Source organism: Actinomycetospora sp., from assembly GCF_036497245.1.
In the GTDB taxonomy this organism is placed as follows: domain Bacteria; phylum Actinomycetota; class Actinomycetes; order Mycobacteriales; family Pseudonocardiaceae; genus Actinomycetospora.
This window is the reverse complement of record NZ_DASXJS010000010.1, coordinates 1-13,297: the sequence shown is the minus strand read 5'-3', so window position 1 is coordinate 13,297 and position 13,297 is coordinate 1. Positions and strand designations below refer to the sequence as shown.

9 protein-coding genes and 2 pseudogenes are annotated in these 13,297 nt (G+C 71.7%); 3 read left to right on the top strand and 8 right to left on the bottom strand.

Translation table 11 applies throughout. From position 1 onward, the window contains the following. Window positions 1-914 precede the first annotated feature (914 nt). Window positions 915-2,663, top strand: coding sequence for a serine/threonine protein kinase (locus VGI02_RS01530; RefSeq protein WP_331625464.1), 1,749 nt, complete (start codon window positions 915-917; stop codon window positions 2,661-2,663). A gap of 255 nt (window positions 2,664-2,918) precedes the next feature. Here VGI02_RS01530 and VGI02_RS01525 read toward each other — a convergent pair whose 3' ends face one another. Together VGI02_RS01525 and VGI02_RS01520 are read right to left on the bottom strand one after the other, a co-directional pair. Continuing rightward, on the bottom strand, window positions 2,919-3,356 hold the full coding sequence (locus VGI02_RS01525) for a nuclear transport factor 2 family protein (RefSeq protein WP_331625462.1): 438 nt from the start codon (window positions 3,354-3,356) through the stop codon (window positions 2,919-2,921). 541 nt (window positions 3,357-3,897) lie between these two features. Next, a complete protein-coding gene (locus tag VGI02_RS01520) occupies window positions 3,898-4,257 on the bottom strand; it encodes a cupin domain-containing protein (protein WP_331625461.1) in 360 nt (119 codons plus the stop codon). A 110-nt stretch (window positions 4,258-4,367) separates the two neighbouring features. Here VGI02_RS01520 and VGI02_RS01515 point away from each other — a divergent pair, with 110 nt between their 5' ends. Next, window positions 4,368-7,511 (top strand): ATP-binding protein, encoded by a 3,144-nt coding sequence (locus VGI02_RS01515; RefSeq protein WP_331625460.1) that lies wholly within the window; start codon window positions 4,368-4,370, stop codon window positions 7,509-7,511. 286 nt (window positions 7,512-7,797) lie between these two features. Further along, window positions 7,798-8,203: pseudogene (locus VGI02_RS01510) on the top strand (transposase); the annotation flags it as partial. Window positions 8,204-8,613: 410 nt separating this feature from the next. Here the strand turns inward: VGI02_RS01510 and VGI02_RS01505 are convergent. From VGI02_RS01505 to VGI02_RS01480, 6 genes and pseudogenes are all read right to left on the bottom strand, one after another. Further along, window positions 8,614-8,991 carry a VOC family protein gene (locus tag VGI02_RS01505; RefSeq protein WP_331625459.1) on the bottom strand — a complete coding sequence of 126 codons (378 nt, stop codon included), beginning with the start codon at window positions 8,989-8,991 and terminating at the stop codon, window positions 8,614-8,616. Further along, window positions 8,924-9,307 (bottom strand): AMP-binding protein, encoded by a 384-nt coding sequence (locus VGI02_RS01500; protein ID WP_331625457.1) that lies wholly within the window; start codon window positions 9,305-9,307, stop codon window positions 8,924-8,926. Before VGI02_RS01500 ends, VGI02_RS01505 begins: the two co-directional genes overlap by 68 nt. 142 nt (window positions 9,308-9,449) lie before the next feature. Then, window positions 9,450-9,848, bottom strand: a pseudogene (locus VGI02_RS01495) (AMP-binding protein); the annotation flags it as partial. A 100-nt stretch (window positions 9,849-9,948) separates the two neighbouring features. Then, complete coding sequence (locus VGI02_RS01490) at window positions 9,949-10,803, bottom strand: p-hydroxycinnamoyl CoA hydratase/lyase (RefSeq protein WP_331625456.1); 855 nt, start codon at window positions 10,801-10,803, stop codon at window positions 9,949-9,951. Window positions 10,804-10,838: 35 nt separating this feature from the next. Then, window positions 10,839-12,056 (bottom strand): cytochrome P450, encoded by a 1,218-nt coding sequence (locus tag VGI02_RS01485; RefSeq protein ID WP_331625455.1) that lies wholly within the window; start codon window positions 12,054-12,056, stop codon window positions 10,839-10,841. Window positions 12,057-12,069: 13 nt separating this feature from the next. After that, window positions 12,070-13,053 carry a PDR/VanB family oxidoreductase gene (locus VGI02_RS01480; protein WP_331625454.1) on the bottom strand — a complete coding sequence of 328 codons (984 nt, stop codon included), beginning with the start codon at window positions 13,051-13,053 and terminating at the stop codon, window positions 12,070-12,072. Between the last annotated feature and the right edge of the window lie 244 nt (window positions 13,054-13,297).

Genomic DNA, 13,297 nt, shown 5'->3' with positions numbered 1-13,297 from the left:
CCGAGGACGCCGTGCTCGACGCCGATCTGCTGCCCCATCGGGTGTTGCCAGCTTCGGGCGTAGCCTGCGTCGACCGCGAGGACGTCGCGGTCGTTCGCGGGCAGGTCCCACGCCCGCGGGCGCGCATCGTCACCGGGAGTCGGGTCTGCTTCTGGTGTGCGCCCTGGGGAGACGACCCGCCCGGCGGCGGTGGCGGCACCCCCTTACCGCGAGGTCCCCGACCCCTGTCACCCACCGGCTCCAAGCCGCTCTAAAGGACGGGTTCCGCCTTCCACGTGCTGGCGGCGCGGGCATCCCGGGTCACCCGCCGCGGTCCCGCCTCGGCCGTCTGACAGATTCTCGGTCGGAGCGAACGCCTTCTATCGGGTACTGAGGCTGTCCCAGGTCATTCGCACCTCGCAGCCGTATGCCATAGAGCCGACTTAATCGGAGCAGGCAGCACGACCCCACGGTGCTGCTGCGGGTGCGCCGGGCCGCGCTCGCGGACCGCGGCCGGCCGGCAGGCCGATGGTCCGGTCCGAGACGACAACGAGGGGAACGTGTGTTGGCCGAGGAATCGCGTGGATGACGACCTGGCGGTATTGGCCGCCGCCGCGGCCTGGTTGACCCGTACCCCCCGGCTGGCGAACGGCCTCGACCGACTCTGCCCCGGGCTGCCCCGGTATCGGTGACGGCGGTGGCTACCAGGATCGTCATCCCGCCGCCCTCGGCTGTCTGCTGACTGTGTTCGTGCCCGTCGACGACCTCGGCTCGCCGTGCGGGGCGCGGCATGCAGCAGCGATCCGGGTCGGAACAGACGGCGACTGGTATGGCCGTCAGGGTGGTCGACTGGTTACTGTCGGTGCAGAAGATCTGCGCTGACGCCCTGGACCCCGGTGCTGCGTGGCGGCGAGCCGACGTCAAAGCGGGGGACCATGGCGGGCGAGTTGGACGCGCTCTGGGACGAGGTGCCAACGCAAGCCTCGGTCGACCGGGGCGAGGACGCCGAGGGGCGGATCGTCGCCGGTGGGGCGCCGGGGTGGGCAGAGCCGGTGCCTGCCGTTCTGGGCGGGGGGCGTTATCGGGTCGGGTCGTTGATCGGCCGCGGCGGGTCGAGCGAGGTGTTCCGCGGCCACGACGCGCTTTTGGGGCGGCCGGTGGCGATCAAGCTGTTCCCGAGCGGGTCTGCGGAGCCGACCGGGTCCGCGGAGCCGCGGCGCTGGCGTGAGGTGCGCACAGTGGCCGGTTTGAACCATCCCCGGGTGGTGTCGGTGTTCGACGCGGGCACCCACGCGGGGCGGTCGTTCTTCGTGCTGCAGTTGGTGGAGGGCTCGAGTCTCTCCGAACGGCTGGCATCGGGCCCGCTGACCCTGGGCCAGACCCTGCGCCTGGGCGGGGGCCTGCTCGCGGGTCTGAGTCATGTCCATCGCAGCGGGGTGACCCACCGCGATCTCAAACCCGCCAATGTGCTGCTCGACCACACCGATCGGCCGTATCTGACCGATTTCGGTATCGCCACCTGGCTCGGGGCGGCCGCGCTGACCCTGGAGGGGCTGATCCTGGGGACGCCGGCCTACCTGGCGCCCGAACAGGTACGCGGGCAGCCGATCGGGCCGGCCGCGGACATGTATGCCCTGGGCCTAGTGCTGCTGGAGTGCCTGACCGGGCGCCGTGAGTATCCCGGCGACCCGGCGACCGCGGCGCCCGCCCGCCTCGGTCGCCCACCGGCCATCCCGGCCGAGCTTCCCGACCCGGTCGCGGCCGCGTTGGCGGCCATGACCCGCCCGCAGGCCGACCGGCGGCCCGACGCCGCCGAGCTGGCCGCGCACTTCGCTGCCCTGCTCGGCTCGGCCGCCGGGGAGCCGGCCCAGCTGCGCCCGATCTCCAGCGCGGCGGTGGATCGTCCCGGCGAGCACGGTCCCTCGGTCTCGCCCCACTCGACCGCCACCGGCTCTCGACGCGGACCTAGCAGCCCTGGCTCCCCCACGCCGACACCCCACGGGGCGGAACCCAGTCGACCGGCCGCCCGGCCGCAGCGACGTCGGCCACGGGTGACGGCGGGCGCCGCGAGCCTGGTCCTGCTGCTGGCCCTCGGCAGCGGGGTCGCGGCGGCGGCCCACGGGGGACCTGCCCCCGCGGACGCCACGCGCAGCGTCGTGGCCGCGGCCCCTCCGGTGCCCGACCCGATGCTCGGCCCGACCCCCGCGACGGGTCCCGCCAATAGACCCGGCCCATCCCGGGAATCCACCATTCCCGCGCGCCCGCCGGTCGGCTCCGGCGACCGCGAAGCGGACGCCGCCGATCGTGACCGCCCCGCCACCCCCGAACTGGCCGTCGAACCCGTCGTGGCGATGCGTTCGGACCCCGCACCCGGCCATGCTGCGGCGCAGACCCAACCCGATGGCTCCACCCAGGCCCGGGACGCGACGACGCCGGAGGCACCACGAGGCGCCGCCTCCTCGGGGCACGGGAAGACGTCGGACAAGAGCACCGGGTCGACGACCAGGAAATCCTCAAAGTCGCCCCACCCGAGCAAGCACCAGGTGGCCGACATCGTCGGGGTCCCCCGATCGGCACAGCGCTCGACAGCGCACACCGCACACCGGGCGACCGAGCACGCCTCGCGTGCGATCAGTGCGATGCTCCCGAGCAGTGACACCGCAGGCGAGTCCGACAACCGCTGACAGCGAACCGTTTCCGGCCGGATTTCGCTGGACCGGCGTCGGTTCCACGAACGGCCGCCCGATCGGCTGTCCATATCCGGCGCAGCCGCACCCCTTCGAGGCCGCAGTTAGCGGTTTCCGAAGTCGGTCGCACGTTTGGTAGTCGAATACCCTCCCGGTCATGGAGCCGACTTATCGGATTGAGCCCACTCGACTGGACCGGATACAGTGGCAAGAGCGCCAACATGCAGTGGTCTTGTCAGCGAGCCGGGGGGCTCACCCTTTGACGTAGGCGAGCTTCTCAGCGACGAGTCCGCCGCGGATGGTGAACACGTCGATGCCGCGGACGTGTCCGTTGCCCCAGTCGTAGCGCCAGCGCACCACCGCCCGGTCGTCGGCGATAATGGTCTCCTCGGTGGTGAACACGCCGTCCGGTGATGCTGTGAACAGCGTCGTCCAGGCCGCTCGAACCGCGCCTGCCCCGGTGTGACATGTGCCGTTGGGGGGCGAGGTGTCCTCGAAGACGCAGTCGGGCGTCATCGCTTCCATGATCGCATCGATGTCCTGGGCATCGAACGCTGTGTTGAATCGGGCGAGGGCAGCGAGCGTGGTCGCGGTCGTCGTCTCGGGGGTGGCCGCTTCTGACGTGTTCGCTTCTGACGTGTTCGCTTCGGTCGTGGTCATCTCTGTCGTGGTCATCTCTGTCATGGTCATCTCTGTCATGGTCATCTCTGTCGTCGTGGTGCGAGTGTTGTGGTCTCGGGTGTGGTCATGCCGCCCCGAACCGGCCCAGCAGTGCTGTTGGGGTTGCGCCTCGGATTCGACCGGGACCCGTGGGCCGATTGCACCCATCTCCCGGTAGAGCGCTTCGGTGCCTCGAACCTCGTCGTGGCTCTCGTCGTAGCCGACGGGCTCGGGCCAGGTCCCAGGTGTGGGTCAGGGGTGTTCGTCGACGGACAGTTGCACGAGGCCTTCCGGTGCCCGGCGCCTGGCCGTGGCGAGCGCGGCGCCGGCCACTCGGTCGGCGATGGTCAACGGGTCCTGGCCGAGCAGCCTGAGGTCGAGGTGGTGGCCGATCTCGCGGCGATTAGCTCCGGGGTCCAGCCTTGCTCGTTGACCAGGTTGACCGGGTCCCGGAGGTCCTGTCCCGGGGGTGGGCGCGGCCCAGTTCTCGCCGGCGGCGTGTACGGCTCGAACAACCCGGCGCTGCTCTACGCGTAGAGGTCGCGGCCCTCGAGTGTGGGCAGCACTGTTCTCAGCTTTTCGCGTAGTCGGAGGCGCCCCACCAGTCGACGACCACAACCGGGTCCTGGCCGACGACCCAGGCGTCGTGGCCCGACGGCAGCGCGGTGACCTGGCCGGGGGTGGCGTCGAACTCGTCGCCGTCGGCGGTGCGGATCCGCAGCGTCCCGCTGACGTGGTATTGGAAGTGGGGTGCCTCGCACAACTCGGTGCCCGCGGCCGGCTTGATGTCGGTCGACCAGCGCCAGCCGGGCGCGAGGGTGAGCCGGCCGATGTCGGCTCCGCCGATGTGCAGCAGGTCAAGGCGGCCGTTCGGGAACTCACGGGTCTCGGTGGGGGTAGCGAAGTCCTGCTGCTCGTATGGGGTGCCCATGATGCTCTCCAGAGGGGGTTCCGGGTCGATCCCGGATCGGGGTGGTCTGACCGGGACGACGGTAGGAACGCGACCTTGCGCTCTGGTGGCGGCTGAGGACGATGACCGCTATGTCGGAGCTCCGCCTGCAGTTGCTGGGGCGGTTCCAGGTCCGCCGCGGTGGCGTGGAGGTGGCGCCGGCCGCGTTCGGCGGTCGCAAGGTCCGCGCGTTGCTGCGGGTCCTCGCGGTTCGCTCTCCCGATCTGGTGACCCACGAGGTGCTCGCCGAGGCGCTGTGGCCCGATCGGCTTCCGGCTGATCCGGCCGCGAACCTGGGGGTCCTGGTGAACCGGGCGCGACGTGCTGTGGGGGAATCATCGGTGATCGTCACCGGTACCGGTGGATACGCGCTGGGGGAGTGCACGGTTGACGTGACCGAGTTCCTCGAGGCCGCCGATCGTGCCCGGGCGGCCACCGACGACACCGCCGTGATGCGATCCGCGGCGGCTGGCCTGGCGATGTGGGCCGAGCCGCTGGTCGAGGACACCTACACCGACTGGGCCCGCGAGCCCCGCGAACGACTGCACCGCGTCCACGTCGACCTCGCCGAGCGCGCCGCCCGGGCGGTACTCGCGCTCGGCGACCCGGCACGCGCGGTGAGCTGGGCCATGGACGCCGTCGCCGCCGACCCGCTACGGGAGTCCGCGGTGCTGGTCCTCGCGCGGGCCTCGGCCGCAGCCGGTGACCTGGCGGGAGCCCTGGCCCGTCTGGCCGAGCTGCAATACCGGTTGGCCGACGAACTCGGGGTCGATCCGTCCTCTGCCGTCGATGCCCTGCGGATCGCGCTGCTGGACGGCGAGCGCCCACCGGACGGGCAAGTGTCCGCCCCCGCTTCGTCCCGGGCGCCCCCTGCTGGCGGGCAGCCGCGCTCGGTGAGTGTGCCGGTGTTCGTCGGCCGCGACGCGGAGCTCGCCCGCCTGCGCGAGGCGGTGCGGGCCCGGCACGTGGCGACGCTTGCGGGCGTCGCCGGGGTGGGCAAGTCACGGGTGCTGGCCGAGCTCGTGCGTGACTCGTCGCTGCCGGTGCTCGCCGCGCGGGCATTTCTACCCGAACGCACTGAGGCCTGGGGCCTGGCTCGCTCGATGCTGCGCGAGGCCGTCGCCCAGGACAGCGCTGTCGTCGACGGGCTGCCCTCACGGGTGCGCTGGGCGCTCGCTGATGTCCTGCCCGAGCTCGACGCCACCGAGACCGAGGAAGGGCTCGACGGCGAGAGCCGTCGCGCGCTGATCCTCTCCGGGGGGCTGCGCATCCTGGGGGCCGCGACCGGCGCCGGTGCCCTGCTCGTCGTGGACGACCTGCAGTGGGCCGACCCGAGCAGTCTGCTGCTGCTCGCCTCGGCGCTGGCCCGGCTCCCCCGTCTGGCCACGGTGCTGACCTTTCGCCCCGACGAGATCGCCGCGTCGGTGCCCGCCGACCTGCGATCCATCCGAGCAAGCACCGAGATCGTGGTGGGTCCGCTGCCACCCGACGCGGTCTCGCGGCTGCTGCGCGACCCGGGCCTGGTCGCCGCGGTGCTCGAAAGCACCGATTGCACCCCGTTCGCCATCACCGAAGTCCTGCGCGAGCTGCTCGCGCGTGGGGCCGTCACACTCGGATCGCGCGGAGGTTGGATCCCCCGATCCCCGGCAGCGGCCGCCCTCGCCGCCGAGCTCGGCCACACGGGACAGGCCGCCGCCGTGCGCCGCCGCGCCGGCCGGCAGACCGGGTCGCACGCCGAACTACTCGCCCTGCTCGCCCTACTCGCACGAGAAGCCCCAGCCTCCACTCTCGCCGAGGCAGCCGGGCTGGAACCACGAACTGCGCTCGAGGCGCTTTCCGGGCTGGCCGACGCCGGGCTGGTCCGACTCGGCGAGCGCGGCTGGGCCACTGCGCACGACCTGGTCACCGAGACCGTCACAGCAGGCCTCGAGGTCGGCGACCGGGGCCGCCTGCACGCCCTGCTCGCCCGGGCCCTCAATGCGGAGGACGCCGACCACTCCGAGATCGCCCGCCACCATCGTGACGCCGGCGACACCGCCGCGGCCGCCGCATCATTCGCTCACGCTGCCCAGGGCGCCCTGACCGCGCACGCCACCCGCGAGGCGTTCACTCTCGCCGACGCCGGGCTCGCGCTGGCCCCCCGACCAGGCACCCGCGCCGACCTGCTCACCGTCCGCGCCGAAGCCGGCTCAATCCACGGCGACCACCACGCGGTAGACGACCTGCGCGCCGCCCTCGCCGCCACCCCCGCAGGCCCACTCCGCTCACGCCGCCTCTCCCGACTGGCGATGCTGATCTTCGGCGCCCAGGACCCCCAGCGAGCATCCGAGCTCGCCGAGCTCGCTATCGTCGCCGCCGCCGGCGACAACACCGCCCTGGCTCTGGCGCTGGAGACCGCCGCAATCCTCGACATGAACCTCGACCGCGCCGACCGCGCACGGGAGCGCGCCGAGAAGGCCCTCGCTCTGCACCGTCGCCTCGGCGACGCCGCCGGCGCCGCCCGAATCCTCGACGGCCGAGCCATGGCGACCTTCCTCGAGGGGCGCATCGCCACCGCGATGGAACTCTTCGGCCGTGCGGCTGGGCTGTTCACCGACTCCGGGGAGCTGCTGCAGGTCGTGACACCACGCTCCACGCTCGGCCATGGCCTTGTCTTCATGGACCGCCCGGCCGAGGGACTCGTCGAAACCGACACCGCACTGCGTCTGGCCTGCGACCTCGACACCCCCGAAGGCCAGGCCTACGCCCTGTGGCACCGCTCAGAAGCACTCTCTGCCCTCGGCCGGACCGAGGAAGCCGAAGCTGACGCTATCGAAGCACTCCACACCGCCCAACGGGTCGGCCACCGGGGATGGACCGCCACCGCCCATCGCGCCCGCGGCATCGCGCTCACCGCCTGTGGCGACCTCGACAGCGCCGCCGCCGCCTTCACCGCATCCGCCGCGGCCGCCGGCGACACCCTGACCCTGTTCGCCTCCTGGGCCGCGGCGCGCACCGCGCTCGTCGCCGTCGCCCGCGGAAACCTCGACCGGGCCAGCACGGCTGTCGAGCGCGCGCTCACCCTCGGTCCCCCACTGGGGCACTACGAAGCCCGCCTCGCCGACGTCGAACTACACGCCGCCCGCGGTGACCCCGCCACCCCACGGCTCGCGGCGACCGCACTGCGCCACGCCACCAAAAACGGACACCGCGTAACCATCCACCGCCTCGTCGAGCTGGCCGGCACCCCGGTCTGATCCGCCCGGGTGGCACCGCCTGCGCTGACCGTTGGCGTTCGGCTTTCAACGCCCTACCGGGCTTGCTGACGCAACTCCGTGTTGCGGGCCGAGGGGTTCGGCGGCGTTCGGGAGCAATGCTTGAGACCTGTGGATGAGGTTGGAGGGGTCGTACCCTCCGTCTGATCTTGGTGTGCTCAAGCAAGATCGGCGCGCCAACGCCGGTCGGGAAGGTACGACCCGTGCTCACCGTAGTTCCCGGAGCCGTGATGCCGAGGACCCCCGCCGCCCAGAAGGGTCGGTATCGTTGATCGACACCATCGTCCGGGACGGGGCCCGGCGGATGCTGGCCGCGGCGTTGCAGGCCGAGGTCGAGGCCTACGTCGCCGCGTTCACCGACCAGCGCGACGAGGCAGGCCGGCGGCTGGTGGTGCGCAACGGCTCCCATCAGCCTCGGGAGGTTCTCACCTCGGCGGGCGCGGTGGAGGCGCCGCAAGACCCCGAAGATCACCGAGGTACTGCCGCTGCTGTACCTGCACGGGCTGTCCTCGAGCGACTTCGGGCCCGCCCTGGACCAGTTCCTCGGCTCCAGCCACGGCCTGTCCCCGGCGGTGATCACCAAGCTGACCGAGTCCTGGAAGGCCGAGCAACGGGCCTTTGGCGCCCGCGACCTGTCCGGCGTGGACTACGTGTACCTGTGGGCGGACGGGATCACGTCAACATCCGGCAGACCCGGCACGGCTTCCCGCGCGCGATCTGGGCGCAAGGGTGTGCTTCTGGCGGGCGGCAGGGAAAGCTGCGCCGTGGACGACGACCAGCTCGCACCCCTCGGCAACACGGACGCCGCCGCCAACCCCCGCCATGAGGCGCGGAGCTGACCTCAACGGCGAAAGCGTGTCCCAGGTAGACCTGGCGAGCCGATCGCGCGGCCGGCCACAGAAAGGGATCACCGCACGCTGGTCGTGGGCCTGCTCGCCGATCCCGACACCCCCGCGGAGATCTCCCTACAGCGCTACGTGACGGGATAACTGTGGGCCGTGCCCATTGCGACGTCGACGGGACATCGATGCGTTCCGGTACCCCGGCCCTGACCGTCGAGCAGACGACGGGCGTCCGCCGGTGGTCAGGCCATGAGCGGGACCGGCTTGGGCATCAGGACGATCCGCCAGCCGTCGGGGTCTTCGAAGGTCAGTGCGCCGTTCTCGCGCCACCATGGGTTCGCGAGCTCGACCACCTCGTGACCCGCCGCGCCGAGGCGGCGGACCACGTCGAACATCTGCTCCTCGGTCGCGAAATAGAAGACCAGCAGGTTCTCCAGGCTGGGCGCTTGCCCGGGACTGCCGTCGACGTGCGAGGAGAACTCCAGGTGGTACTTGTCGCCGGGGAGTCCCACCATCGCCACCTCGTAGCCATGCCCGTTGGTCCGGTAGAGCTCAGGCATACCAAGCTGGCCGCAGTAGAACTCCAGCACCGCGTCGAGCTTGTCGGTCGGTCGAGTCATCCGGAACTCCACCGCAGGCAACGCCTGCGGCCACGTGCCCTCGGACAGCTGCTGCATCCTGCTCCACCTCCGTTGATCTCAACGTTGACTGGACGCTAGTGGGCCAGCGGCCATGGGGTGCGTTCGCGGAAACTCCGTGTCGATCCAGACCTGGTTGGCCCGGTTGGCCTTCACGGCGCTGCTTCGGGCCCCGAACGGAGTCTGGGCGAGACGCTGTCGGCGACGCCAATGACTGAGCGCGGGTGAGCTGAGCACCCTTGGGTCGTCCGGTGGTGCCCGAGGTGTACGTGATGATCGCGTCGTTCTCGAGGCTCACCGCCACGGATGGTGGTGCGTCGTCGGAAACGGCGGCGGGCGATCAGTTCCTCATAGCCGTGCTCGCCGATGTGGCTGAGCTCGACGAGAGAGAGCCCGGGGCGACGCCCGGCGAGCTCAGCGGCGACCTTCTCGTGAGACTCCCTGGCCCTTCGGGCCACCTCAATCAGGACGAAACGGACCGCTTCCTTCACAGCCGCACCGTGGAACAGCACGGCACTGTCGGAGTCCTCGACCATGTAGCCCAGCTCGGCGGCCGCGAGCCGGGTGTTCAGCGGGGCGAACACCGCGCTCATGTCCGCGACGGCGAACAGCGTCTCGAGGAACTCGGGTGGTTGGGACCGAGATCGGCCACCCGCGCACCGGGGACGACCCGAGCTCCTCGCGTAGCGCCCGCCGGAGGGCGTGCGCCTGACGATGAAGCTCGCCGTGGATGGCCTGCGTGCAGGGTGGCGACGGCGTACCGGGTGCTGCGGGCCCGTCGGGCCGACCACGACCCGATGCCGCGGTTGTTCATGAATTCCTCCGGCCGCGAGGCCCATGCGGCGACGATGACGACGAGCGGAAGCGCTCGGAGAGCCGACCGACGGGGCCGCCGCCGCGTGCAGCGGTGCGGCCCGTCGCGCAGGTCGGCCCGTGTGCTCAGTGTTTCTCGTAGGACCCCAGGCCGGGGCGGTAGGTCTTGTCGTCGAGGAACTGGGCCATGCCCTGCTGCTTGCCCTGGTCGGGGTCGTGGCCCGTGGCTGCGTCGAGCTTGGCGTAGAGGTAGTCCTCGGCCTCGTCCCAGGACATCTGCTGCGCCTTCTTGAACCCGACCTTCGCCGCCCGCAGGACGTGGGTGTTCATCCCTGCGAGCTTCGATGCGACCTCGACCGTCCGTTCGCGGAGCCGGTCACTCGGGACGGCCTCGTTGACCAGACGCATCTCGGCCGCACGCCGACCGTCGAAGGCCTCGCCGGTCATGATGAACCAGAGGGAATCGCGGGCCGGAATGGTCTCGGCGAGCGCCCGCGACACGAGCCCGCCGGGCGGGATGCCCCAATTCACCTCGGAGAGACCGAACGTGGCGTCCTCCGCCGCGATCGCGAGGTCGCAGCACACCAGCGGTGTGAAAGCGCCGCCGAAGCACCAGCCGTTGACCATCGCGATCGTCGGCTTCGAGAAGTGGATGAGCCGCCGCCACTGCCACTCCGCGGACTCGCGGCGCGCGCGGACCTCGACGTGGGGCGGGCCCGCCTCCACTACGCGGAAGTACTCCTTCAGATCCATCCCTGCTGACCACGCCTCGCCGCGCCCGGTGAGCACGACGCATCGGACGGCCTCGTCGGCCTCGAGCACTTCGAGGGCGAGGATCATCTCGCGATTGAGGGTCGGGTTCATGGCGTTGCGCTTCTCGGGGCGGTCGAAGAACAACCAACCGATACCGTGCTCGGCGTCGACCTCGATCGACACCGTGTCGAAGGCCGGCGTCGCTGAGGTCGTGTCTCCTGCGGTCATGTCTTGCTCCTCTGCTGATGGGGGTCTGGGCCGGGTCAGCGATCCAGGCGCAGGCGCATCGGCTGGGTCTCGAAGGCGCGCATGGTGTTGTTGTGGTGCCGGGTCGGTGCGGCCGCGACCTCGATGCGCTCCACCCGGGCCGCGAGCGCCGCGAGCAGGGCCTCGGCCTCGAGCCGGGCGACGTGCTGGCCGACGCACTGGTGCAGGCCCATCCCGAAACCGACGTGACCGGACGGGTCGCGGTCGAGGTCGAACCGGTCCGGGTCGGCCCAGTGCCGGGGATCGCGGTTCGCGGAGCCGAGGAACATCAGGATCTTGGCGCCCTCGGGCACGACGGTGTCCCCGACCGGGACGTCGACCTCGGCGGTACGGAAGAACGTCTGGACCGGGGACTCCCAGCGGATCGCCTCGTCGAACGCGACCCGCGCGAGCTTCGGGTCGGCCCGCAGCCGGGCCCACGCCTCGGGGTGGGTCGCCATGGCGCGCAGCACCGCGCCGAGGCCGTGCACCGTGGTGTCGACGCCGGCCGAGAGCAGCGAGCGCACGACCAGCGGGGCCTGCTCGGCGGTGATCTCACCCCGGTCGGCGGCGGCCCAGATCGCGGCGCCGAACCCGTCGTCGGTCAGGACCTCACGGGCGCACTGGGCGTTGACCCACCCGGCGTGCTCGGCGACGTGCGGAGCGCCCTTGGCGACCAGGTCGTTGGCCGGGCCGAAGGCGTTGAACAGGTGGTCGCCGTAGGGCAGCAGGTGCTCGCGGCCCTCCCGGGGGATGCCGACGGCGTCGGGGAACACCCGCAGCGGGAAGGACTCCGCCAGCGCCGGCATCACGTCGACCTCGACGACACCCGCAGGCCCACTGTCGGCGAGCAGCGCGTCGACGTGCTCCTCGCCTGCGGCGAACCACTGCTCGCGGAGCCGGCGCAGCGCCCGCGGGCCGAGGATCGGGGCCAGCACCCGGCGGGGCGCGTCGTGATGCGGCGGGTCCGTCTCGAGCAGCAGCGACGGGGGCCGCCACGGCTGCTCCCTGCGGAAGTTCGACAGGCCCACCCCGGAGCCGGAGCAGAACCGCTGCCAGTCGAGCAGCGCTGCGTGCACCTCGGCGTAGCGCCCCATGCCGTAGAGGTCGTCGTACCGGGTCAGCGGGACGATCGGGCCGGCGTCGCGCAGCGCCGCCTGGAACGGCAGCGGGTTCTCCAGCGTCGAGCGGGAGAACGGGTCGACCTCGCCGACCGGTACCTCGGTGGTGGTCATGGCAGGTCCTCCGCTACAGGTCCAGGACGAGTCGGTCGGTGCAGGAACGGGAGACGCACGGGAACATGCAGTCCCCGGCGGCGCGCTCGTGGTCGGCGAGGATCGAGTCGCGGTGATCGGGCACGCCGTCGAGCACCGTGGTCTCGCAGGTGCCGCAGGTGCCCTTCTCGCACGAGGAGAGCGTGGTGGCGCCGGCCTGCCGTGCGGCTTCGAGCACCGAGAGCGCCGGGGTGACCGTAACGCTGGTCCCGGTCCGGGTGAGCTCGACGGTGAACGGCGCGTCACGGACCGGCGCACCGACCTCCGCGGCGCTGAACCGCTCGGTCCGCAGCCGGTGCGGGCCCCAGCCGGCGCCCGCCACGGTCTGCTCGACGGCGTCGAGGAGCGGTGCCGGGCCACAGCAGTAGACGACGGTGTCGGTGCGCGGGTTCCCGAGCCAGGCCGCGAGAGGCAGCAGCCCGTCCTCGTCCTGGGGGACCACGTGCACGCGGTCGCCGTAGCGGGTGAGGTCGTCGAGGAAGGCCATCGAGGCGCGGCGACGGCCGCCGTAGAGCAGCGTCCAGTCCACGCCGAGGAGGTGGGCCTGATGGATCATCGGCAGGATCGGGGTGATCCCGATGCCGCCCGCGATGAACACGTAGCGGGCCGACGGAACCATCGGGAAGTTGTTGCGCGGTCCACCGAGCGCGACCCGGTCATCGAGGCCGAGCTCGTCGTGCACGTAGGCCGAGCCGCCGCGGCCGTCGGGCTCGCGCAGCACCGCGACCCGGTACTCGTGGGGGTCCCAGCGATCGCCGCACAACGAGTACTGGCGGGTCTCACCGGAGGCCAGGGTGACGTCGATGTGGGCACCGGGCTCCCAGTCCGGGAGGCGTGCCCCGCCCGGGTGGGCCAGCGTCAGCGAGACGACCCCGTCGGCCGCGACCGACTTACCGGTGACCACGAGCCGGTCCGCCCCGACCTCGGCGATGCCCGCCGAGCGACCCTCCGTCGCCATGAGCCCCATCTACCGGCCTTCCTCGCCTCGGTGCGCTGATCCCGAGACGATGCCGGGGGCGACGGCACCCTCGACATAGCGTTCTCATTCAATGAGCGAGAACCTGTCGTCGGGATCACTCGTGCCGCCACCGGAGGTCCGCACGCCTGCCGATCGCGCGAAGCGGCGCTCGATCTGACGCGCTGCCGCGGTCAGCGTGGGGAGATGCCCGCGGGCGTGCTCGTCGTTGGGCACGATCACCGAC